We start from the raw sequence: 21,138 nt of genomic DNA, 5'->3' as shown, positions 1-21,138 counted from the left end.
GGTGCCCGCGGTGCGCGGGCACCGCCTCGGCGACCGGCAGGTTCCCCGGGGGGAACACCGCGGCGTCGTCGAAGAGCCCGTGGAACAGCTCGGGGATCGCCCCGGGGCCCGTCCGGTTGGTCACGGCGGACGAGGCGGCGCTCATCGCCCGGGCCCCCGACCGGCCCAGGTCCAGGCGTAGTTGCCGTCCTCGCCGGCCCGGCCGCCCTCGCCGAGCTCCAGCGGGCGGAACGTGTCCACCATGACGGCGAGTTCGTCGAAGAACTCCACGCCGATGCTGCGCTCGTACGCGCCCGGCTGCGGCCCGTGGGTGTGCCCGCCGGGGTGCAGCGAGATCGAGCCCTGGCCGATGCCCGAGCCCTTGCGGGCCGCGTAGTCGCCGCCGCAGTAGAACATGACCTCGTCGCTGTCCACGTTGGCGTGGTAGTACGGCACCGGGATCGACAGCGGGTGGTAATCCACCTTGCGGGGAACGAAGTTGCAGATCACGAAGCCGTTGCCCTCGAACACCTGGTGGGCCGGCGGCGGCTGGTGGACCCGGCCGGTGATCGGTTCGAAGTCCCGGATGTTGAAGGCGTACGGGTACAGGCAGCCGTCCCAGCCGACCACGTCGAAGGGGTGGTGCGGCACGGTGTAGCGGGTGCCCGAGACACCGTTCGGGCCGCGGTGCTTGACCAGCACGTCGACGTCTCCGGAGGCGTCTCCGGCGGCATCCCCGTCGGCGTCGACGACCAGCGGGCCGACCGGGCCGCGGAAGTCCCGCTCGCAGTACGGCGCGTGCTCCAGCAGCTGCCCGTACTTGGAGAGGTAGCGCTTGGCCGGGGTGATGTGGCTGTTCGCCTCGATGCAGTACGCGCGCAGCGGTTCGTCCCCGGCCGGCACCCAGCGGTGGGTGGTGGCGCGCGGGATGATCACGTAGTCGCCCTGGCCGACCTCGATCGAGCCGAAGACCGTCTCGACCGTGCCGGAGCCGGACTCCACGTACACGCACTCGTCACCGAGCCCGTTGCGGTACAGCTCGCTCGGGGCCCCGGCGGCGACGTACGAGATCCGCACGTCGCCGTTGCCGAGGACCAGGCGGCGGCTGCCGATGACGTCCGCGGACTTCCATTCCTGGTCCGCGAACAGCTCGTGCAGCTTGAGGTGGCGGGGGAGCAGGGGGTGGTTGGGCACCGTGGACTGGTCCGGCAGCTCCCACGGCACCGCGTTCACCACGGCCGAGGGGATACCCCGGTGGTAGAGCAGCGAGGAGTCCGACGAGAACCCCTCCTCGCCCATCAACTCCTCGTAGTACAGCCCGCCTTCGGGTGTGCGGTGCTGGGTGTGCCGCTTGGGCGGGATGCTGCCCAGCTGCCGGTAGTACGCCATCTCCCTGCTCCTCCTCGACCGTGCTCAGCCGACCGTCCTCACGGTACGCCCGACCGTGCTCAGAGTTCCCCGGTGCTCAGAGCTTCTCAGTGTTCAGAGCTGCTCAGCGCCCGGGGTTCCCCCGTGTTCAGGACTCCCCGTGCTCAGGGCTCCCCGGCACTCACAGGTTGCCGCGGGCGTCCTGCTCGCGCTCGATCGCCTCGAACAGCGCCTTGAAGTTGCCCTTGCCGAAGCCCAGCGAACCGTGCCGCTCGATGAACTCGTAGAAGACGGTGGGGCGGTCGCCGATCGGCTTGGTGAAGATCTGCAGCAGGTAGCCGTCCTCGTCGCGGTCGACCAGGATGCCGCGCGACTTCAGCTCGTTGATGTCCACCCGCACCTTGCCGATCCGGGCGCGCAGCTCCGGGTCGTCGTAGTACGAGTCGGGGGTGTTGAGGAACTCCACGCCGCGCGAGCGCAGCACGTCGACGGTGGTGAGGATGTCGTTGGTGGCGAGCGCCATGTGCTGGCAGCCGGGGCCGGTGTAGAACTCCAGGTACTCGTCGATCTGCGACCGCTTCTTGGCGATGGCCGGCTCGTTGAGCGGGAACTTCACCCGGTGGTTGCCGCTGGCGACGACCTTGGACATCAGGGCGGAGTAGTCGGTGGCGATGTCGTCGCCGACGAACTCGGCCATGTTCACGAAGCCCATGACCCGGTTGTAGAACGAAACCCACTCGTCCATCCGGCCCAGCTCGACGTTGCCGACGGCGTGGTCGAGGGCCTGGAACAGGCGCTTGGGCGAGCCCTCCGGGTGCTGGACCTTGCTCTGCGCGGTGATGTACCCCGGCAGGTAGGGGCCGTGGTAGCGGGAGCGGTCGATCAGGGTGTGGCGGGTCTCGCCGTAGGTGGCGATGGCCGCGCGGCGCACGGTGCCGTTCTCGTCGGAGACGTCGTTCGGCTCCTCCAGGACGGTCGCGCCGGTTGCGCGGGCGTGCGCGATGCACTTGTCGACGTCCGGGACCTCCAGGGCCAGGTCGACGACGCCGTCGCCGTGGCGGCGGTGGTGGTCCAGCAGCGGGCTGTCCGGCAGCACCCCGCCCTTGATCACGAAGCGGCAGGAGCCGGAGCGGAGCACGAAGGCCTTGCGGTCGCGACGGCCGGTCTCCGGGCCGGAGTAGGCGACCAGCTCCATGCCGAACACGGCCTGGTAGAACTGGGCCGTCTGGGTGGCGTTGCCGACCACGAAGACGACCGCGTCCTGCGCGGTGACCGGGAACGGGTCGGTGGCCGGGTCGTGCTCGACGAGGCCGACGAGGCGGCGCAGCTGGTCGGCGTCGAGGCCGGCCTCGCGCTCCTCGGGGGTCAGCTCAAGGGCGTGGGACTGCGGGGTCATCGGTCGTTCCTCCACTTTTGGCCTCGGCTCTGAGGCGTCCGCTTGAGGCGGCCGCGCCGCGAACGGGTGGGCGGTGCGGCTGGCGGAGAGCTTGCTCCTGTCCGGGTAGCTGGGCAACAGGTCGGGATTTCACTGTTCAATGTGTACAAGCTGATCAGGAAATCCCGCATTCGGCTGCGCAAAATGCGCTGCGATCGGGGCCGGTTCACGGGGTCCGCGACACCGGCTCCTGGACGGTCCCGGGCGGGGCGAGGTGGCGCAGGAACCAGGCCCCGGCGAGCTCGGCGACCTGGTCCAACGTGCCCGGCTCCTCGAACAGATGGCCCGCACCCGGCACCACCGCCAGTTCGCTCACGCAGTGCAGCCGGGCCCGGGCCCGCCGGTTCAGGTCGATCACGGTGGTGTCCAGGCCGCCGACCACGAGCAGCGTCGGGGCGCTCACCCGGCCCAGGACGTCGGGACCGGCGAGGTCGGGGCGCCCGCCGCGGGAGACCACCGCGCCGACGGCGGGCCCGAGCGAGGTGGCGGTGTGCAGGGCGGCGGCGGTGTGCAGCGCGGCCGCGGCGCCGGTGCTGGCGCCGAAGAGGCCGAGCGGCAGGCCGCGGGTCTCCTCCAGCCGGCCCAGCTCCTCGGCGACGGCGGTCAGCCGGTCACCGAGCAGACCGACGTCGAACACCTTGCGGCGGTCCGGCTCCTCCGCCTCGGTGAGCAGGTCGAACAGCAGCGTGGCCAGCCCGGAGCGGTTCAGGTACCGGGCGACGTGCCGGTTGCGCGGGCTGCGCCGGCCGCTGCCGCTGCCGTGCGCGAAGAGCACGATGCCGCTCGGTGCGGCGGGGACGGTCAGCCGGCCGGCGAGGCGCACACCGGCGGCGCGCAGGACCAGCTCGCGGTCCACGCCCACCGGCCCTGGCACGCGCCCGCCCGCGGCCTCGGCGAGCAGCCGCAGGACCTCCTCGTCGCCGGTCTGCGCGAAGTCCCCGTAGAACTCGCCGATCGAGAAGAACGGCGACGGCGTACCGACGCAGACCAGCTCGTCGGCGACCTCGGACAGGCGCTGCGTCCAGTCCGCCGGGGCCACCGGGACGGCGAGCACCACCCGGGCCGCGCCCCGGGCCCGGACGATCCGGCAGGCGGCCCGGGCGGTGGAGCCGGTGGCGACGCCGTCGTCCACCACGATCACCGTGCGGCCGCGCAGGTCGGCGGGCGGGCGGCCGCCCCGGTAGCGGCGGGCCCGGCGCTCCAACTCGGTGCGCTCGCGCCGCTCCACGGCGGCCAGCTGGTCGTCGCCGACCCCGGCCAGCCGGATGACCTGCTCGTTCAGCACCCGGACGCCGTCCTCGCCGATCGCCCCCATGCCCAGCTCGGGTTGGTAGGGCACGCCGAGCTTGCGGATCACGCAGATGTCCAGCGGCGCGCCGAGCGCGGCCGCCACCTCGGCGGCCACCGGAACCCCGCCCCTGGGCAGGGCCACCACCACGGTGTCGGCGCCGCCCAAGTGGCCCACGCGGGCGGCCAGCCGCCGGCCCGCGTCGGTCCGGTCGGTGAAGTGGGTCCCGGTGCCGTGCATGACGCGCCCTCCGTGTTCCACGGTACGTCCGGGCGGCGTCGGGCGGGGCACCGAGGGCGCGGGCCTGGGGTGCGGGCCGGGGGGCCGAGGGCGCGCCCGGGCCCCCCGGCCCGCACCCTCGGGCTCGTTCCTCGTTCTGCGAGGCGGCTACGGCCGCATCTCGTACGCGCCCGACAGCTCCTCGACCCGGGCCCACACGGCGGCGGCCCGCTCCGCGTTGGCGACCGGCCGGCGCACGTTCGCCAACGCCCAGGCGGCCTGCTCCGGGGTCGTCGAGGCCTTGCCGTGCAGCTCGGTCGCGTGCGCGGAGAAGTCGCGGACCAGCGCGTCGAAGATCTGGTCCAGGACGTCCTCGTCCAGGCCGGTCAGCTCCGCCTGCTCCAGCACCAGCTGGCCGTAGACGATCAGTGCGAACAGCTGGCCGATCTCCAGCAGGAAGTCCAGGTCCGCCTGCTGCTCCTTGCTCGGTGCGTGGCTGAGGAGCAACTCGCAGAAGCCGTCGGCCTGTTCGCGGAAGCGGGCGACGTTCGGCAGCTGGGTGTGGCGGTCGTACGCGGTGCGCCAGTCGTGGAAACGGATCGCGCCGAGGCCGCGTGCCGCACCCTGGCGGAACAGGAAGGCGTCATCGGTGGCGTCCAGCCGGGTCGGCACCGGGGCGTAGTCGCTCGGGGCGAACAGGTAGTTGCCCATGAACTTGAGGATCAGCGCCAGGTTGACGTGGACGGTGCCCTCCAGCTTCGGCAGGCCGCGGATGTCCTTCGCCGCCTTGTCGAAGTAGGTGTCCGCCTCGAAGCCCTTGGCCGCGATGACGTCCCACATCAGGTCGATGACCTTCTCGCCCTCGGTGGTGACCTTCATCTTGGTCATCGGGTTGAACAGCAGGTAGCGGCGGTCCTCGGGGGAGGCGGTGCGGAAGTAGTCCACGGCCCGCGCACTGAACATCTTCATCGCCACCAGGCGGGCGTACGCGTCGGTCAACTCCCGCCGCACGTGGGGGAAGTCGGTGACCTTCCGGCCGTACAGCACCCGGTTGTGGGCGTGCGTGACGGCCTCGTACATCGCGTGCTCGCAGATGCCGACCGAGGCCGTGCAGAGGTTGAACTTGCCGACGTTGACGGTGTTCAGCGCGGCGTCGAAGGCGGCCTGCCCGGTGTGCAGCACGTCCTCGGCGCGCACCGGGTAGCCCTCCAGCCGGAACTCGCTGACGTACATCTGGGCGTTCACGACGTTCTTGACCAGGTGGTACGCGTCGTGGCGGCTGTCGGCGGCGAAGAAGACGTAGCCCTCGGGGCCCTCGACGTCGGAGCGGCGGCCGAACACTGAGACCAGGCCGGCCACGTTGCCGTTGCCGATGTAGTACTTGGAGCCGGTCGCGGTGAAACCGCCCTCGCCGTCCGGGGTGAGGATCATGTCGGTGGAGTAGATGTCGGCGCCGTGGGTGCGCTCGGAGAGCCCGAACGCCATGACATGACCCTCCGTCAGGAGCTTGGCGGCGCGGGCCCGGACGGCCTCGTTCTTGCTCTGCCAGACCGGCCCGAGGCCGAGGATGGTGACCTGCCAGGTGTACCAGTAGCCGAGGCCGTAGAAGCCCAGGATCTCGTTCAGCTCGGCGATCCGGGAGGTGTCCCAGCGCTTGCCCGGGTCGGCCGCGGACGGGGTCAGGAACTCCGCGAACAGGCCCTCCTTGGCGGCGAATTCGAGGAAGTCGGCGTACCAGGTGCGGTCGACGTAGGTGTCGATCAGCGCCTTCTTGCCGCGGGACTCGAACCAGTCCACGGTCGCGCGCAGCAGTCGGCGGGTCGGCTCGTCGAACTGCGCGGGGTCGTACGTACGCGGGTTGAAGAGCATCACGGGCTCCCGGGGGTCGAGGGTGAGGGGCGGCGGGTGGTGGCTGCTGGGTGGCGGCGAACAGCAAACAGATAACAGATGACAACTAACAGATTTCAGATTCTGTTATCTGTTACCTGTTGTCTGTCACCCGCGGCGAGGCGGTGCAGGGTGGCGAGCACGTCGTCGAGCCAGGCGAGGGTCATCCGCTCGTACTCGATGCCGCCGCGCAGCACCACGTGCTGGAGCTCCTGCCGGGTGTCGAGCGCGGTGAGGTCGGGGAAGTCGCGCTGCTCGCCGTGCAGGTAGCGGGCGAGCAGGGCGGCATGGCTCTCGCGGTGCCGTTCGACCTCGGAGATCAGCGCGGCCGGGTCGTCGAAGGCGGCGGCGCGGATCTTGACCGCGAGCTCGTGTCGGACGGACTCCGGCTCGACCGGTTCGCGCAGCCAGTCGGCGAGCACGGCCCGTCCGGCGTCGGCCGCCGAGTAGACCTTCTTGTCCGGCCGGCCGTCCTGGGCGACCTCCTCGGCGGCGACCCAGCCGTCGGCCTCCATCCGCCGCAGCACCTTGTAGATCTGCTGGTGGGTGGCGGTCCAGAAGCGCCCGATGGAGCGGTCGAAGCGCCGGGCCAGTTCGTAGCCCGAGCCCGGCTGCTCCAGCAGTGAGACGAGGATCGCGTGCTCCAGTGCCATGTCCCGCATCCTGCTATGCAACGAATTGCATAGGCAATGGGGGTCCGGAGTGGTGAGACGCAGGTCACCGGCGTGATCGGATGGTTATCGATCATTTGTGGCCAAAGGGTGCAAATCATCGGATAAGCGCCAGAATGGGTACGGGGCAAGAGCCCTCCATGTTCCGAACCATAGGAGGTGGTATCGGTGTCTACCCAGATTCCGATGGGCATGGAGCATCACCCGGACATCGTCGAACTCCGGGAGCACTACGAGCGGATCACCTCGACCCCGCGCGCCCAGGCCACGGAGGCCCTGGCCGTGCTGGCCGGCCTGTTCCTGGCGGCATCGCCATGGATCGTCGGCTTCACCGCCTTCAACACGCTGACCGTGACCTGCCTGATCGTCGGCCTGGCCTACTGCGTGCTGATGGCGGGATACGGGTCGGCCTACGAGCGCACCCACGCGAGGGCCTGGGCGGCCACCGTGCTCGGCGCGTGGACGATCGTCTCTCCCTGGCTCGTCTCCGGATCGGCCGCGCAGGGCAGGAACATCGTCACCTGCGTCATCGTCGGTGCCGTGATGTTCCTGCTCGGTCTCGCGGCGATCTCGATGGCCACGATCACGGCGAACGGAGCAGCGATGCGGCTCGGCCGGGCCGGCCGCGCCAAGAGCTGACGTCACTGACAGTCCGCGTCCCCGGGGCGTGGAGGGCCGAACCGTCCTCCGCGCCCCGGCGCACGTCGTCAGGGAGCCGCGGCCGTCACGGGTGGGTCGTTGGCCGTCATGGGCGGATGGGTGGCCGTCACGGGCGGGTCATCCGCAGGACGTCCAGGGCCTCGTCGAGCTGTTCCCGGGTGAGCTTGCCCTGTTCCACGTAGCCGTGCTCCAGCACGACCTGTCGGATCGTCTTCCGTTCGGCCAGCGCCTGCTTGGCGACCTTCGCCGCCTCCTCGTACCCGAGGTAGCGGTTCAGCGGGGTGACCACCGAGGGGGAGGACTCCGCGTACTCCCGGGCCCGTTCGACGTTGGCGGTGATGCCGTCCACCGTCCGGTCCGCGAGCAGCCGGGCGCTGTTGGCGAGCAGCCTCACCGACTCCAGCACGTTGCGGGCGAGCACCGGGAGCATCACGTTCAGCTCGAAGTTGCCGCTCGCGCCGGCCAGGGTGACCGTCGCGTCGTTGCCGACCACCTGGGCGGCGACCATCAGCACCACCTCGGGGAGCACCGGGTTCACCTTGCCCGGCATGATCGACGAACCGGGTTGCAGGTCCGGCAGGTTGATCTCGCCGAGGCCGGTGCGCGGGCCCGAGCCCATCCACCGCAGGTCGTTCGCGATCTTCGTGAAGCCGACGGCCACCGTGCGCAGTTGCCCGCTCAGCTCGACCAGGGCGTCGCGGGCGCCCTGCGCCTCGAAGTGGTCCCGGGCCTCGGTCAGCGGCAGGCCGGTGGTGCGGGCGACCTCCTCGATCACCGCCGCCGGGAAGCCCGGCGGGGTGTTGATCCCGGTGCCCACCGCCGTGCCGCCGAGGGGCAGTTCGGCGACCCGGGGGAGCGTCGCCAGCAGCCGCTCCCGCCCGTGCCGCACCTGAGCGGCGTAGCCGCCGAACTCCTGGCCGAGGGTGACCGGCGTGGCGTCCATCAGGTGCGTCCGGCCCGACTTGACCACCTGCGCGAACTCGGCGGCCTTGCGTTCCAGCGCCTCCGCCAGGTGCTCCAGCGCCGGGATCAGGTCGTGCGTGACGGCGGCGGTGGCGGCGATGTGGATCGAGGACGGGAAGACGTCGTTGGACGACTGGCTGGCATTCACGTGGTCGTTCGGGTGGACCGGGCGGCCCAGCCGCTCGGCGGCCAGGGTGGCGATCACCTCGTTGGCGTTCATGTTGGACGAGGTGCCCGAACCGGTCTGGAACACGTCCACCGGGAACTCGTCGTCCCACCGCCCCTCGGCGACCTCCTCGGCCGCCGCCGCGATCGCCGCCGCCGTGTCCTCGTCCAGGACGCCGAGACGGCCGTTCACCCGGGCCGCGGCGGCCTTGATCCCGGCCAGCGCGGCGATGTGCGCGCGCTCCAGCCGCTGGCCGGACACCGGGAAGTTCTCCACCGCCCGCTGCGTCTGCGCCTGCCACTTCGCGGCGGCCGGCACCCGGACCTCGCCCATCGAGTCGTGCTCGACGCGGTACTCCCGCTGGTTCTCCTGCTCGTCACCCATCACGCGCTGCACCTCCTGAACGGGCCGGTGGTCCGGCCCCGAGCGGTCTCCGATCACCACAGCCGCGCGCGGGCCCCGGGTATTTCCGCCCGGCCGCATCCGGTGTTGCAGCCCGGCCACGCTCGCCGTTCCGGCCCGGCCGCATCCACGGTTACGGCCGGGCCGCGCCCGTCGTTGCCGCCGGGTCCGCCCGGCCGCATCCGGTCGTTACCGTCGCGTCCGGTCGTTACCGCCGGGACAGCTCGGCCGCGCCCGTCGTCACCGCCGGGGCAGCTCGGCGCGGACCAGTTCGCCCGGCGCGGTGCCGGCCTGGGCGACCAGGGCGCCGCCCGGCGCCCAGAAGCCGGAGCCGCCCGAGGTCTGCGGCTGCTCGCCGCTCGCCCCGGCGGAAGTGGCCAGCACGGCCCACACCCCGTGGGTGGCGGCGCGGTCGCGGAGGTGCCCGTCCCGGCGGGCGGCCTGTGCGGGCCCCGCGCCGTACAGGGTGGAGGCGACGTAGGCGTCGATGCCGAGCGCGGCGGTCTCCTCGGCGTGCGCGGGATCGGCGGCGTCGGCGCAGATCGCGAGGCCGAACCGCAGGCCGTCCAGTTCCAGGACGGCGGGCCCGTGGCCGGGGGTGAACCGGTCGTGCTCGGCGCCGTGCAGCCGCGTCTTCCGACACACGACGGCGACGCCTTCACCGGTGACGGCCAGGGTGGCGATGGACTCGCCCCCGTCGGGCTCGGTGACCGGCGCGCCGACCAGGGCGGTCGTGCCGGTCGCGGCGCAGGCGGCGACCAGCGGGGCGAGGCGCGGATCGGCCGGGCCGAGCGCGGGTGCGGCCAGGTCGTAACCGGTCAGGGACAGCTCGGGGAACACCACCAGGCGCGCGGCGGCTTCCCGTACGGCCTGCGCGTGCCGTTCGACGTTCACGGCCACGGTGTCCGGGCGGCCGGCGTCGGCGCAGGCGGGCTGGGCGACGGCCACGGTGACGGTGGCAGTGGGGGCGGCGGTGGCGGTGGTGGCGGCGATCAGGGGTGCGGGCATGGCGGTGTCTCCGGGCACGAGGTGGAAAAGATCAACGTATGCGCAGGTCCGGGCGGTGGACAAGGGTTTCGCGTGGCAGCCGGGACGGAGCCGCCCGGGGCGGACGCACGCACCGCTCCGCGCTGCGCCCGGAGCGGCCGCGGCCCGGAACATGATCACCCGAATGGATGAATAGCTGCGTGGAGTGCTTCAAACTGCCGTACGCCACTTCGTACGCTCCTGCCCAGGCCGGATTCACACCGGCCCCACCCGGATCGCCGCTGCTCGGCATCACTGCTGCTGCTCGGCATCATCGCTGCGCGGCATCACCGCCGCTCGGCGCGGGTGACCGGCTAGTGGGGGCGGACTCATGACGACGACAGGGCGGGGCATGACCGGGGGCACGGAAGACCGCGGGGGGACGGACCCGGGGACGGAGTCGAGGACGGCCCCGGCCCCGGACGCGGACACGGACGCGGGGAACGGGCGCGGGAAGGTTCGTGGAAACGCCAGGGGCGGCGGCCTCACCAGGCGGCAGATGCTCGGCGCCTCGGCCGCCTTGGGCGGCGCGGCCTGGCTGCTGCGCGGCACCATCGGCCCGGACAGCGCCGAGGCGGCCACCCCGGTGCCGCCCGGCCTGCCCGCCGGCACCGAGTTGTACCAGCGGGTCTTCCAGAACTGGTCCGGCGAGATCCGCACCGACCAGCTGTGGACCTGCGCGCCCCGCACGCCCGAGGAGGTGCCGGCGCTCGCCGACTGGGCGCACGCCAACGGCTGGCGCCTGCGCGCCACCGGCTACCGGCACACCTGGGCGCCGCTCACCGTCGCCAACGGGACCCCGGACAGCGCCCGCGTCCTGCTCGTGGACACCAGCCGCCACCTCACCGCGATGACCGCCGACTCGCCGACCACCGTCCGGGTCCAGACCGGCGCCACCATGGAGGACCTGCTCGCCCACCTGGCCGGCCGGGGCCTCGGCCTGACCGCGTGCCCGGCACCCGGCGAACTCACCGTCGGCGGGGTGCTCGCCATCGGCGGCCACGGCACCGCCGTACCCGCCGCCCACGAACTCCGGCCGGAGGGGCACGGCTACGGCTCGGTCAGCAACCAGGTCGTCCGGCTCACCGCCGTCGTCCTCGACCCGGCCACCGGCCGCTACACCCTGCGCACCTTCGAGCGCGCGGAGGCCGACAGCGCCGCCTTCCTGGTGCACCTGGGCCGCGCCTTCCTCACCGAGGTCGTGCTGCGGGCCGGCGCGGACCGGCCGCTGCGCTGCGTCAGCCGTCTCGACATCCCGGCCAGTGAACTGTTCGCCCGCCCCGGCACCGGAGGCGGCGGCGGGATCCTGGGCGGCGGTGGGCTCCTGGGTGGCCTGCTCGGCGGTGGCGGCCCGCGCACCCTCGCCGACTTCGTCGAGCGCGACGGCCGGGTCGAGGCGATCTGGTTCGCCTACACCGAGTACCCCTGGCTGAAGACCTGGAGTGTCGCCCCGGCCAAGCCGCTGGGCTCCCTGCCCGTCGACCAGCCCTACAACTACCCCTTCTCGGACAGCATTCCGGAACCGGTCGCCCGGCTCGCCGGCCAGATCCTCGCCGGCGCCTGGGGATCGGCCCCGCTGTTCGGCCAACTCCAGTACCTGATCGCCAAGGTGGCGCTCACCGGCGACCTCACGGACGTCCTCCTCTCCGGCGGACTGCTGCGCGACCTGCTCAGCGGCGACCTGATCACCCACCTGCTCGCCGGTGGCCTGCGCTCCGACCTCTGGGGCCCGTCGCGCAGCCTGCTGCAGTACGTCCGGCCCACCACCCTGAGGGTGACCGCCAACGGCTACGCGGTCCTCGCCAAGCGTGCCGACCTCCAGTGGGTGGTCAGCGAATTCGCCGCCTACTACCGGAAGTTGCTGGCCGACTACCAGGCCCGGGGGGAGTTCCCGGTGAACGGCGCGGTGGAGATCCGGGTCACCGGCGTGGACGACCCGACCTCCTCCGGCGTCCCCGGCGCGCGGCCGCCGCTGCTGTCCGCGCTGCGTCCTCGGGCGGACCGCCCGGAGTGGGATACCGCGATCTGGCTCGACGTCCTGGCCTTCCCCGGCACCCCGGGGCTGGAACGTTTCGCCCGCGACCTGGAGCAGTGGCTGCTGCGCACCTTCGACGGCACCCGGGCGGGCCTGCGGGTCGAGTGGTCCAAGGGCTGGGCGTACACCGCCGACGCGGCCTGGTCCGACCCGGACCTGCTCGGCCGGGTCATCCCCGCGAGCCTGCGCGACGGCGGCGGGCCGGGCTGGGACGAGGCGGTTGCCGTCCTGGACCGGCACGACCCGCACCGGGTGTTTGGAAACCCCTTCCTGGACGGGTTGTTGAAGTAGTGGAGCACATTTGACGGAACGTCAGATGTGCTCCATGACGATCACCGCAAGGGTGTCCGGAGCCAGTGCGCGGAAGACGTGCGGGGCGTCGCCCGGGTAGCTCACGTAGTCGCCCGGGCCCAGCTCGACCGGGGCCTCCGTCGGTCCGGCCAGCGCCCGGCCCGAGCCGACCAGCACGTGCTCGACGGTGCCGGGCATGTGCGGGTCGGAGGCCCGGGTCTCGCCCGGCTGCGCCTCGATCCGGTAGATGTCGCGCCGGGCGTTCGGCGGGCAGGAGGACAGTACGGTCGCCGCGTAGTCGGCGCGCTCGGAGTGGGTCACCGGGCCCTCGCCGGCCCGGATCACCCTGACCGCCGGGCGCGGGGGGTCGACCAGGCGGCTGAACGGCACGTTCAGCGCGACGGCGAGGGCCCAGAGCGTCTCCACGCTCGGGTTGCCCGCGCCCGACTCCAGCTGGGAGAGCGTCGACTTGGCGATGCCCGCGCGCCGGGCCAGCTCCGCCATCGACAGCCCGCCGCGTTCGCGCTCGCGCCGGATGGAGACGGAGATCAGGCCGATCAGATCCGCGCCGGAACCCGCGCTCGGGGTGGTCCGGTCACTCATGCTTGCCACTCACGCTCTCTCCTGGTTCCTTCTCCGGCCCCCGTGCGGCTGGTGCCGTTCATGCTGCCACTCGTGAGGGCGACTGTCCGCACCTGCCCGCCGTTCGCTCTGTCGGTCCAATCGTTCGCCTTGACGAACGGCGGGCGATGGGTTCACGCTGGTGGACATGCGTTCGCTACTCCGAACACTGGAGCGTGCCACCCTTCGGGACATCGCTCTCGTCTGCCTCGCCGACGCACTCGTCGGCGCCTCCTTCGGCGCGATCAGCGCCTCCGGCGGCCTGCCCCTGTGGGTGCCGGTCGCGCTCTCCGTCCTGGTCTTCGCGGGCGGCTCCCAGTTCGCGGCGGTCGGCGTGGTGCTGTCCGGTGGCGGTGTGCTCGCCGCCGTCGCCACCGGGCTGGTGCTCAACGCCCGGCTGCTGCCCTTCGGCTTCGCCGTGGCCGACGTGCTCGACGGTCCGTGGTGGCGGCGGCTGTTCGGCGCGCAGCTGATCACCGACGAGACCGCCGCGTTCGTCCTGCGGCAAGACGACGGGGGGCGGCGACGGGCCGCGTTCTGGCTCTGCGGGCTGGCGCTGTTCGTGGTGTGGAACGTCTCGGTGGTGCTCGGGGCCCTGGCCGGAGGGCTGATCGGGGACACGGACGCGCTGGGCCTCGACGCGGCCTTCCCCGCCGTGCTGCTCGCGCTCGTGCTGCCCTCGCTCGCGGACCGCCGGGTCCGTACCGCCGCCGTGGCCGGCGCCGTCGTCGCGGTCGCGGCCACGCCGTTCGTCCCGGCGGGGCTGCCCGTCCTGCTCGCCCTCGTCGGGCTGTTGTTCGCCGGGCGGCCCGGAACGCGCGAGGGGCGTGACGGTCGTGACGGTCGTGACGGTCGTGAGGTGCGGGAGGGGCGTGAGGTGCGGGAGCCGCAGAACTCGCTGCAGTTGCGGGAGCCGCGGGAGCCGCGGAAGGGGGCGTCGGTCGAGGAACCGGGCGTCCCGGTGATCGAGCGGGAGGAAGCCCGATGATGCCGTTGTACGCCGTGCTGCTGCTGGCCGTCGGGACGTACGCCTTCCGCCTCGCCGGGCCGCTCCTCGGCCACCGGCTCGCCCTCTCGGAGCGCGTGCGGCACCTGCTCGCCGTCGCCGCGGCCGTCCTGCTGGTCGCCCTGGTCGCCACCGGTGCCCTCACCCAGGGCCAGGGCTTCGCCGGTTGGGCTCGCCCGGCCGGCGTCCTGGTCGCCGGTGTGCTCGCGCTGCGGCGGGCGCCGTTTCCGGCGGTGGTGGTTGCGGGTGCGGCGACGACGGCGCTGCTGCGGCTGTGCGGGGTGGGGTGAGCGGGGTGGGGTGTGCGGGGTGGGGTGTGCGGGGTGGGGTGAGCGGCGCGCCCGTCAGCCGCCCAGCGCCTTGAAGAAGATCGTCGTCGGGTGCGCGACCCCCGCGGGGTCGGTCGCGTAGTCCGGCACCGAACCGACCCGGGTCCACCCGGCCGCCTCGTACAGCCGCTCGGCCGGGCTGCCCGTCTCGGTGTCCAGCACCAGCAGCCGCAGCCCCAGTTCGGCCGCCCGCTCCTCCAGCACCGCCAGCAGTCGCCCGGCCAGCCGCTGCCCCCGGTCCGCCGGATGCACCATCAGCTTGGCGACCTCACCCCGGTGCCGCCCGTTCGCGGGCACCGCCCGGCGCAGTTGGATCGTCCCGGCGAGCCGCCCGTCGGCCTGCGCCCGGACCGTCCACAGCAGCAGCCGCTCCGCCGCGACCTCCGGGGCCAGCGCCCGCCACCACGCCACGGCCTCGGCCCGCCCCAGCGGCGCGAGGAAGCCGATCGACCCGCCACCGTGGACGGTGTCCACCAGCAGCCCGGCCAGTTCCTCCGCCGCGCCGTCCAACTCCTCCGCCGCCACCTGACCGACCGCGTACGCCTCGCCCGCCATGTCGTCTTCCTCACTCGCTCGCGCCCGCCCGCCGCCCGGGCGGTTGCGCCATACTCGCCGGTACTGCGCCGAGACCGGGATCCCGTCGATATCCCGCCGACACTACAAGGAGCTTCGATGACGAAGCCGACCCGGATCGACCCGTCCGACCTGCTCGCCGTCGGCGACCTGCTCTCCGACGAGGAGCGGCTGATCCGCGACACCGTCCGGAGGTTCACCGAGGAGCGGATCCGCCCGCACATCGGCGACTGGTTCGAGCGCGGCGTCTTCCCGGCCCGCGAGCTCGCCCCCGAACTCGGCGCCCTCGGCGTGCTCGGCATGCACCTCGACGGCTACGGCTGCGCGGGCGCCGGCGCGGTGGCGTACGGGGTCGCCTGCATGGAGCTGGAGGCGGCCGACTCCGGGCTGCGCAGCTTCGTCTCGGTGCAGGGCTCGCTCGCGATGCGTTCGATCCACGCCTTCGGTTCCGAGGAGCAGAAGCAGCGCTGGCTGCCCGGCATGGCCGCGGGTGAGCTGATCGGCTGCTTCGCCCTCACCGAGCCGGACTTCGGCTCCGACCCGGCGAACATGCGGACCCGCGCGGTGCGCAAGGGCGGCGACTGGGTGCTCTCCGGCAGCAAGATGTGGATCACCAACGGCAGCATCGCCGACGTCGCCGTCGTCTGGGCGCAGACCGAGGAGGGCGTGCGCGGCTTCCTGGTCGAGCGCGGAGCGCGCGGCCTGACCGCCACCGACGTGCACGGCAAGCTCTCCCTGCGCGCCTCCGTCACGAGCGAACTCGCCTTCGACGAGGTGGTGCTGCCCGCCGACGCCGTCCTGCCGGGCGTCACCGGCCTGCGCGGACCGCTCTCCTCCCTCAACGAGGCCCGCTACGGCATCCTCTGGGGCACCGTCGGCGCCGCCCGCGACTGCTACACCGCCGCCCTCGACTACGCGAAGAGCCGGATCCAGTTCGACCGCCCGATCGCCGGATTCCAGCTCACCCAGCACAAGCTCGTCGAGATGATGCTGGAGGTGGAGAAGGCCTACCTGGTCGCCCTGCGGATCGGCCGGCTCAAGGAGGAGGGCGCGGCCCGCCCGCCGCACATCAGTTTCGGCAAGCTCAACAACGTCCGCACGGCGCTGGAGATCGCCCGCAGCGCCCGGACCGTCCTCGGGGCCAACGGCATCACCACCGAGTACCCGGTGCTGCGGCACGCCAACAACCTGGAGTCGGTGCTCACCTACGAGGGCACCAGCGAGATCCACACCCTGATCCTGGGCGAGGCCATCACCGGCGAGTCCGCCTACCACTGACGGGCCGTCCACCTCGGGAATTCCGGTGGCCGGGACCGTCGCGGCCCGGCTACCGTGCCCACCGTGAACAGCAAGCCCACCACGCCCGGCACCGCCCCGACCACCACCCTCTGGCGCCCTACCGGCCCCGAGGAACTGGCCCTGGTCGAGGCGTCCGGCCGGCGCGCCTGGCCGCCCCGGCTGCCCGAGCAGCCGATCTTCTACCCCGTCCTCAACGAGGACTACGCGATCCGCATCGCCCGCGACTGGAACGTCCCCGCCTCCGGCGTCGGCTACGTCACCCGCTTCGAGGTCGACACCGCCTTCCTCGCCCGCTATCCGGTGCGGCAGGCGGGCGGCCGTACGATCCTCGAACTCTGGATCCCGGCCGAGGAGTTGCCGGAGCTCAACCGGAACATCGTCGGCCGCATCGAGGTCGTCCACGAGTTCCGCCCCCAGTCGTGACGCGCCCAGCCGCGCCGGGCCCGGTTGGCGTGCGCCCGGGTGAGGAAGGCCCGGGTAGGGCGCGTCCGGGTGGGGCGCCCGCAACCGTGCCCCACCCGGCAGCGACGGCGCGCGAGGTGCGCACGGACCACGTGCTGCTCAGCTCCGCCCAGCGGACCAGCACCACCGCGCTGCTCACCCAGGCCGCCGCCCGGCGCGGCCTCGACACCGCCGTCCTGGACGGCCCGGCCACGGTCGAGCGCCTCGCGGGGCGGCCCGTCCACTGGTACGGCGGCCCGCTCTCCGCGGCCCGGATCGCCGGACCGCTCGGCCTCGCCCTGCTCGAACCCGACGACGACTGGCTCACCCGCCTGCCCGAGGAGTTCACCCGGCGCCGGATCGAGCTCACCACCCTCGCCGAGGCGTGGACGCTGCGCCGCCCGGCATTCGTCAAGCCACCCGCCGACAAGTCGCTCCCGCCCGCGGTCTACCCGGACGGCACCCGCCTGCCGCGCACCGGCGACCGGATCGGCCCCGACACGCCCGTCCTGGTCAGCGAGCCGGTGACCTTCGCCGCCGAGTACCGGCTGTTCGTCCGCGACGGCGAGGTGCTCACCGGCAGCCGCTACGCCCGCTTCGGCCGGCTCGACCCGGCACCGCTGACCGCCGAGGCCGGCGCCTTCGCCCGGCGCCTGCTCGCGGCAGTCGGCGACACCCTGCCCAGCGCCGTCGCCCTGGACGTCGGCCCGATCGCGGACCCGTACGACCCGGCCGAGCACTGGGCCGTCGTCGAGGCGAACCTGCCGTGGTTCGCGCACTGCTACGCCGCCGACCCGGACCGCGTCCTGGACGTCGTGCTGCGCGCCGCCGGACCGGTCTCCCAACTCGCCCAGGCCGACCGCCGGTTCGTCCGTACGGCCGCCTGACACCCGGCGGACACCCCGCGTTCGGCGGGTGGACGCCGGGCGGTACGGCGGGAGGTGGAGCATGGCGCGGTCGGCGGCGCCCTCGGCGGGCGCGGCCGGATGTGTACGACCGAAAGGAACCCCGCCATGTCCGCTGCCCAGTGGCCCCGCCCCCGGGTGCTCGTCGTCGGGATCGACGGCGTCCGCCACGACTACCTGGAGCACGTGCCGATGCCGCGCCTCCAGGAACTCGCCGAGGCCGGGTTCCTGGTGCCGGTGACCGTGGCGGACACCACGCCCACCATGTCCGGGCCGTGCTGGGCCACCATCGTCACCGGCGTCGAGCCCGCCAAGCACGGTGTCTGGGGCAACCACCTCGGCGGCAACCGGCTCGACGTGTTCCCCGACTTCGCCACCCGGCTCGCCCGCGGCGACCGCCGCCGCACCTTCGTCGCGGCAGGCTGGGACCCGCTGATGATCAACGAGTCCGGCGGCCCGCTGTTCCGCGCCCCCGGCCGGCTCTCGTACATCGCCCCGGCCGAGGACACCCCCGAAGCCTGGGAGGCCGTCGACGAGGAGGTCACCCGCGAGGCCGTCCACGTCCTGGGCACCGCCGACCCGGAGGCCTCCTTCGTCTACCTCGGCGCCGTCGACGAGACCGCCCACTTCCTCGGCTGCGGCGACGAGTACCGGGCGGCCATGCGCACCGCCGACGAACGCCTCGGCCGACTGCTCGACGCCGTCCGCGGCCGCGCCGACCATGCCGACGAGCAGTGGACCGTCATCGTCGTCACCGACCACGGCCACGTCGACGCCGGCGGCCACGGCGGCCGCACCGTCGAGGAGCGCACGGCCTGGGTCGCCTGCGCCGGGCACGGCATCCCGGCCGGCCCGCCCACCGGGGAGATCCGCCACCCGGACGTCGCCGCCCAGGTGTATGCCTCGCTGCTGCGCCCCATCGACCCGCACTGGACCCTCGACGGCCGGCCCTTCCCGGTCGCCCGGCCGGTGCCGGAGGCGGTGTCGGTACCGATCTGACCGGTGCTCTGATCGGCGGTCCGGCCGGTGCTCTGACCAGTGCTCCGACCAGAGTTCCGACCAGTGCTCCGACCAGTGTTCCGACCAGAGTTCCGACCAGTGCTCTGACCAGTGCTCTGACCAGTGTTCCGACCAGCGGCCGGCACCGTTGCCGGCACCGGGCCCGACGACGCCTCAGGGGCGCGCTGATGCATCCGGGTGCAGCAGGCCGGGCTGCGCCGGAGACCGGCTTGAGTGACGCTCGATCGAGGCCCGGGCGGCACTTGAAGACGGTGTGCCAGCCTGGGCGCCCCACCGTGTAACCCCGAGACCGGGTCGCTGGACATACCTCTGAAGGTGGAGACGGTACCCCGTGGGATGGAGACAAGATCGCGACCTCGTGGTGACGCTCCGGAGGCGCGGCACGGGCCACGATGGATACACCCGGACGGCAGACCTCGCCGACCGGACCGGAACCGGAGACGGAGAGGACAGGCGGGCATGAAGGGCATCGTGAGCAAGGTCGCACTGGGAGTCGCGGGCACCGGCATGGCCGTCGCCGTGGCCGCCGTGGCAATCGGCCCGAGGGTGTCCGATTGGTACGACGGACGCCACCAGGAGCAGGCCACCTACGACACCGGCAGCCAGGCCAAGGCCGAGCGCCGTTCGATGCCGACCTGGCTGCCCGACAACGCCTCCTCGGTGAAGTACCTGATGTCCACCACCGGCGACGACCGCCTGCTGCGCGCCACCCTCCCGGAAGGACGGCTGCCCGTCGGCTGCAGCACCGGCCTGCCCGGCAAGTCCGCGCACTCGGTGCCGCTGTCGCTCAAGGCCGGCTGGTTCCCCGAGGGCGTCGCGGCCAAGGCCAGTGGCACCTGCGGGCACTACAACGTGACGCTCACCGGCAACCAGCTCTACGCGTGGCAGGACGGCGCGGCGGTGCAGGCGGCCCTGCGCTCGGAGCGGCCCACCAAGCACTGAGCCGGGTGCCGTGCGCGCCGTGAGGCTCCGATCGGCCCGCCGGGCACCGACAGGTGCGGGCGGGCCGTCGTCGTGCGCGAGTGCCGCCGGGGTGGCCGACGGTGGACCAGAGGGAGGACCCCCGCTGTCGGAAACGGCCTGGGCTGCGATAGGACGGGGCGTGGACAAACCCGTCCCGCCCCCGTCCTGTCCCCCGTTCCGTGAGGAGCCCCATGCCCGGCCCGACCGTCGGCCCTGCCGGCGACACGTCGACCGCTCCCTCCGCCGCCCCCACCACCGGCCAGTCCCGCCCCGGCCGGGCCACCATCGCCGTCCTGGGCGGCCTCGTGGCGCTCGGCCCGCTCACCACCGACCTCTACCTGCCCGGGCTGCCCGAGATCGCCGACGACCTGGTCGCCGAACCGGCCGCCGTCCAGCTCACCCTCACCTTCTCCATGTTCGGGGTCGCGGCCGGGCAGTTGCTCTTCGGACCGCTCAGCGACCGTTACGGCCGCCGCCCGCCGCTGCTCGCGGGGCTCGTCCTCTACACCCTGGCCAGCGTGGTGTGCGTGATCGCGCCGAGCCTGACGGTGCTGATCATCGCCCGCTTCATCCAGGGCGCGGCCGGATCCGCGGGGCTGGTCATCGGCCGGGCCGTCGCCCGGGACCGCTTCCAGGGCGTCGCGATGCTGCGGTTCCTGGCCTCCATCGCGCTGATATCCGGGCTGGCGCCGATCCTCGCCCCGATCGTCGGCGCGCAACTGATGCGGTTCACGTCGTGGCGCGGCACCTTCGGCGCGCTGACCGCGCTCGGGCTGCTCCTGACCCTGGCCGCCTTCGGGGCGCTGCGCGAGACGCTGCCGACGCAGGCCCGGGGCACCGGCGGGGTGGGCGCGGCGCTGCGCACGATGGGGCGGTTGCTGCGCAACCTGCCGTTCCTCGGGCTGGCACTGACCAGCGCCTTCGCCTTCGGCGCGCTGTTCGGCTACATCAGCGGGTCGTCCACGGTGCTTCAGCACGTGTACCAGGTCTCGCCGCAGACCTACAGCCTGCTCTTCGGGGCGAACTCGCTGGCCATCGTCGTCATGACGCAGTTGAACGGACGGGTACTCGCGCGCCGCTTCGCTCCGCGGGGGCTGATGCTGGCCGGGCTGGCGACGGCGGTGGTCGCCGGGGTGGCGCTGGTGTTGCTGACGGCGGTCTGGGACTTCGGGCTGGTCGGGTTCTGCCCGCCGTTGTTCGTGATGATGGGCAGCATGGGTGTGGTCCTGCCGAACACGGCCGCGCAGGCGCTCAGCCTGGTCGAGCCGCGGGCGGCCGGGACGGCGTCGGCGCTGCTCGGCACCGGCAACTTCCTGTGCGGGGCGGTGGTCGCACCGCTGAGCAGTCTCGGCGGCCGGCCGTCGGCGGTGCTGCTGGCGGTGGTCGTCCTGGCGAGCGGAGTGCTGGCGATGGCGGCGTACGTGACGCTGTGCCGGCCCGGGCGGATGAAGACGGCGGAGGCCGAGGTGGTGGCGGGGAGGGGGGGGGGGGGGTGGCGGGTGGGGGGCCCCCCGCGCGGGGCCCGCCCCCGGCCCAGTCGTGGTCCGGGTAGTTCTCGAAGGCCTGGAAGACGTCCGCCCAGGTCTCGTAC

General features: G+C 73.0%; 19 protein-coding genes. 10 read left to right on the top strand and 9 right to left on the bottom strand.

Translation table 11 applies throughout. The features are described from left to right. Positions 1–141: 141 nt before the first annotated feature. The 5 genes from ACFV6I_RS11850 to ACFV6I_RS11830 all read right to left on the bottom strand — a co-directional run bounded on the left by ACFV6I_RS11850 (position 142) and on the right by ACFV6I_RS11830 (position 6,829). Complete coding sequence (locus ACFV6I_RS11850; RefSeq protein WP_380424751.1) at positions 142–1,368, bottom strand: homogentisate 1,2-dioxygenase; 1,227 nt, start codon at positions 1,366–1,368, stop codon at positions 142–144. A gap of 160 nt (positions 1,369–1,528) precedes the next feature. Then, complete coding sequence (hppD, locus tag ACFV6I_RS11845) at positions 1,529–2,743, bottom strand: 4-hydroxyphenylpyruvate dioxygenase (protein ID WP_063349886.1); 1,215 nt, start codon at positions 2,741–2,743, stop codon at positions 1,529–1,531. Positions 2,744–2,948: 205 nt separating this feature from the next. Next, complete coding sequence (locus ACFV6I_RS11840) at positions 2,949–4,310, bottom strand: phosphoribosyltransferase family protein (protein ID WP_380424749.1); 1,362 nt, start codon at positions 4,308–4,310, stop codon at positions 2,949–2,951. Positions 4,311–4,457: 147 nt separating this feature from the next. Then, positions 4,458–6,158 (bottom strand): acyl-CoA dehydrogenase family protein, encoded by a 1,701-nt coding sequence (locus ACFV6I_RS11835; protein ID WP_371520327.1) that lies wholly within the window; start codon positions 6,156–6,158, stop codon positions 4,458–4,460. Between the two features lie 95 nt (positions 6,159–6,253). After that, positions 6,254–6,829, bottom strand: coding sequence for a PadR family transcriptional regulator (locus ACFV6I_RS11830; RefSeq protein WP_380424746.1), 576 nt, complete (start codon positions 6,827–6,829; stop codon positions 6,254–6,256). Positions 6,830–7,015: 186 nt separating this feature from the next. Between ACFV6I_RS11830 and ACFV6I_RS11825 the strand changes: the two genes are divergently transcribed. Then, positions 7,016–7,486 (top strand): SPW repeat protein, encoded by a 471-nt coding sequence (locus ACFV6I_RS11825; RefSeq protein ID WP_380369078.1) that lies wholly within the window; start codon positions 7,016–7,018, stop codon positions 7,484–7,486. A gap of 127 nt (positions 7,487–7,613) precedes the next feature. On the opposite strand, the gene ACFV6I_RS11820 is transcribed toward ACFV6I_RS11825, so the two are convergent. Together ACFV6I_RS11820 and ACFV6I_RS11815 are read right to left on the bottom strand one after the other, a co-directional pair. After that, entirely contained in the window at positions 7,614–9,020 is a 1,407-nt protein-coding gene (locus tag ACFV6I_RS11820) for a class II fumarate hydratase (protein ID WP_380424743.1), read from the bottom strand. Between the two features lie 258 nt (positions 9,021–9,278). Next, positions 9,279–10,046: a carbon-nitrogen hydrolase family protein gene (locus tag ACFV6I_RS11815; protein ID WP_380424741.1), complete on the bottom strand. Its 768-nt coding sequence runs from the start codon at positions 10,044–10,046 to the stop codon at positions 9,279–9,281. A 517-nt stretch (positions 10,047–10,563) separates the two neighbouring features. Here ACFV6I_RS11815 and ACFV6I_RS11810 point away from each other — a divergent pair. After that, complete coding sequence (locus ACFV6I_RS11810; protein ID WP_380424738.1) at positions 10,564–12,390, top strand: cholesterol oxidase substrate-binding domain-containing protein; 1,827 nt, start codon at positions 10,564–10,566, stop codon at positions 12,388–12,390. A 21-nt stretch (positions 12,391–12,411) separates the two neighbouring features. On the opposite strand, the gene ACFV6I_RS11805 is transcribed toward ACFV6I_RS11810, so the two are convergent. Then, complete coding sequence (locus ACFV6I_RS11805; protein ID WP_063349894.1) at positions 12,412–12,993, bottom strand: helix-turn-helix domain-containing protein; 582 nt, start codon at positions 12,991–12,993, stop codon at positions 12,412–12,414. Between the two features lie 166 nt (positions 12,994–13,159). Between ACFV6I_RS11805 and ACFV6I_RS11800 the strand changes: the two genes are divergently transcribed. Next, entirely contained in the window at positions 13,160–13,999 is an 840-nt protein-coding gene (locus ACFV6I_RS11800) for an AzlC family ABC transporter permease (protein ID WP_380424736.1), read from the top strand. Then, entirely contained in the window at positions 13,999–14,307 is a 309-nt protein-coding gene (locus ACFV6I_RS11795) for an AzlD domain-containing protein (RefSeq protein ID WP_063349896.1), read from the top strand. Before ACFV6I_RS11800 ends, ACFV6I_RS11795 begins: the two co-directional genes overlap by 1 nt. A gap of 54 nt (positions 14,308–14,361) precedes the next feature. On the opposite strand, the gene ACFV6I_RS11790 is transcribed toward ACFV6I_RS11795, so the two are convergent. Next, on the bottom strand, positions 14,362–14,901 hold the full coding sequence (locus ACFV6I_RS11790; RefSeq protein WP_380424733.1) for a GNAT family N-acetyltransferase: 540 nt from the start codon (positions 14,899–14,901) through the stop codon (positions 14,362–14,364). Positions 14,902–15,018: 117 nt separating this feature from the next. Here ACFV6I_RS11790 and ACFV6I_RS11785 point away from each other — a divergent pair, with 117 nt between their 5' ends. The 6 genes from ACFV6I_RS11785 to ACFV6I_RS11760 form a co-directional block, all read left to right on the top strand. Then, positions 15,019–16,197, top strand: a complete 1,179-nt coding sequence (locus ACFV6I_RS11785) for an acyl-CoA dehydrogenase family protein (RefSeq protein WP_063349898.1) — start codon at positions 15,019–15,021, stop codon at positions 16,195–16,197. Between the two features lie 63 nt (positions 16,198–16,260). After that, complete coding sequence (locus ACFV6I_RS11780) at positions 16,261–16,641, top strand: hypothetical protein (protein ID WP_380369097.1); 381 nt, start codon at positions 16,261–16,263, stop codon at positions 16,639–16,641. Positions 16,642–16,757: 116 nt separating this feature from the next. Beyond that, entirely contained in the window at positions 16,758–17,546 is a 789-nt protein-coding gene (locus tag ACFV6I_RS11775; RefSeq protein ID WP_363366934.1) for an ATP-grasp domain-containing protein, read from the top strand. Between the two features lie 126 nt (positions 17,547–17,672). Then, positions 17,673–18,563 (top strand): alkaline phosphatase family protein, encoded by an 891-nt coding sequence (locus ACFV6I_RS11770; protein WP_363366936.1) that lies wholly within the window; start codon positions 17,673–17,675, stop codon positions 18,561–18,563. A 480-nt stretch (positions 18,564–19,043) separates the two neighbouring features. Beyond that, positions 19,044–19,526 (top strand): hypothetical protein, encoded by a 483-nt coding sequence (locus tag ACFV6I_RS11765; protein ID WP_063349900.1) that lies wholly within the window; start codon positions 19,044–19,046, stop codon positions 19,524–19,526. A 212-nt stretch (positions 19,527–19,738) separates the two neighbouring features. Then, a partial coding sequence (locus ACFV6I_RS11760; RefSeq protein ID WP_380424729.1) for a multidrug effflux MFS transporter occupies positions 19,739–21,138 on the top strand: 1,400 nt, incomplete at its 3' end.

Source organism: Kitasatospora sp. NPDC059803 (assembly GCF_042732255.1).
Classification (GTDB): domain Bacteria; phylum Actinomycetota; class Actinomycetes; order Streptomycetales; family Streptomycetaceae; genus Kitasatospora.
This window is presented reverse-complemented; position numbering and strand designations above follow the sequence as displayed.

Excerpts from the sequence above, each read along its gene's own strand:
- ACFV6I_RS11795 (WP_063349896.1), top strand. The coding sequence starts at position 13,999 with ATGCCGTTGTACGCCGTGCTGCTGCTGGCCGTCGGGACGTACGCCTTC.
- ACFV6I_RS11785 (WP_063349898.1), top strand. The coding sequence starts at position 15,019 with ATGACGAAGCCGACCCGGATCGACCCGTCCGACCTGCTCGCCGTCGGC.
- ACFV6I_RS11830 (WP_380424746.1), bottom strand. The coding sequence starts at position 6,829 with ATGGCACTGGAGCACGCGATCCTCGTCTCACTGCTGGAGCAGCCGGGC.
- ACFV6I_RS11790 (WP_380424733.1), bottom strand. The coding sequence starts at position 14,901 with ATGGCGGGCGAGGCGTACGCGGTCGGTCAGGTGGCGGCGGAGGAGTTG.
- hppD (WP_063349886.1), bottom strand. The coding sequence starts at position 2,743 with ATGACCCCGCAGTCCCACGCCCTTGAGCTGACCCCCGAGGAGCGCGAG.
- ACFV6I_RS11810 (WP_380424738.1), top strand. The coding sequence starts at position 10,564 with ATGCTCGGCGCCTCGGCCGCCTTGGGCGGCGCGGCCTGGCTGCTGCGC.
- ACFV6I_RS11820 (WP_380424743.1), bottom strand. The coding sequence starts at position 9,020 with ATGGGTGACGAGCAGGAGAACCAGCGGGAGTACCGCGTCGAGCACGAC.
- ACFV6I_RS11850 (WP_380424751.1), bottom strand. The coding sequence starts at position 1,368 with ATGGCGTACTACCGGCAGCTGGGCAGCATCCCGCCCAAGCGGCACACC.
- ACFV6I_RS11800 (WP_380424736.1), top strand. The coding sequence starts at position 13,160 with ATGCGTTCGCTACTCCGAACACTGGAGCGTGCCACCCTTCGGGACATC.
- ACFV6I_RS11770 (WP_363366936.1), top strand. The coding sequence starts at position 17,673 with ATGTCCGCTGCCCAGTGGCCCCGCCCCCGGGTGCTCGTCGTCGGGATC.
- ACFV6I_RS11805 (WP_063349894.1), bottom strand. The coding sequence starts at position 12,993 with ATGAGTGACCGGACCACCCCGAGCGCGGGTTCCGGCGCGGATCTGATC.
- ACFV6I_RS11835 (WP_371520327.1), bottom strand. The coding sequence starts at position 6,158 with ATGCTCTTCAACCCGCGTACGTACGACCCCGCGCAGTTCGACGAGCCG.
- ACFV6I_RS11815 (WP_380424741.1), bottom strand. The coding sequence starts at position 10,046 with ATGCCCGCACCCCTGATCGCCGCCACCACCGCCACCGCCGCCCCCACT.
- ACFV6I_RS11765 (WP_063349900.1), top strand. The coding sequence starts at position 19,044 with ATGAAGGGCATCGTGAGCAAGGTCGCACTGGGAGTCGCGGGCACCGGC.
- ACFV6I_RS11840 (WP_380424749.1), bottom strand. The coding sequence starts at position 4,310 with ATGCACGGCACCGGGACCCACTTCACCGACCGGACCGACGCGGGCCGG.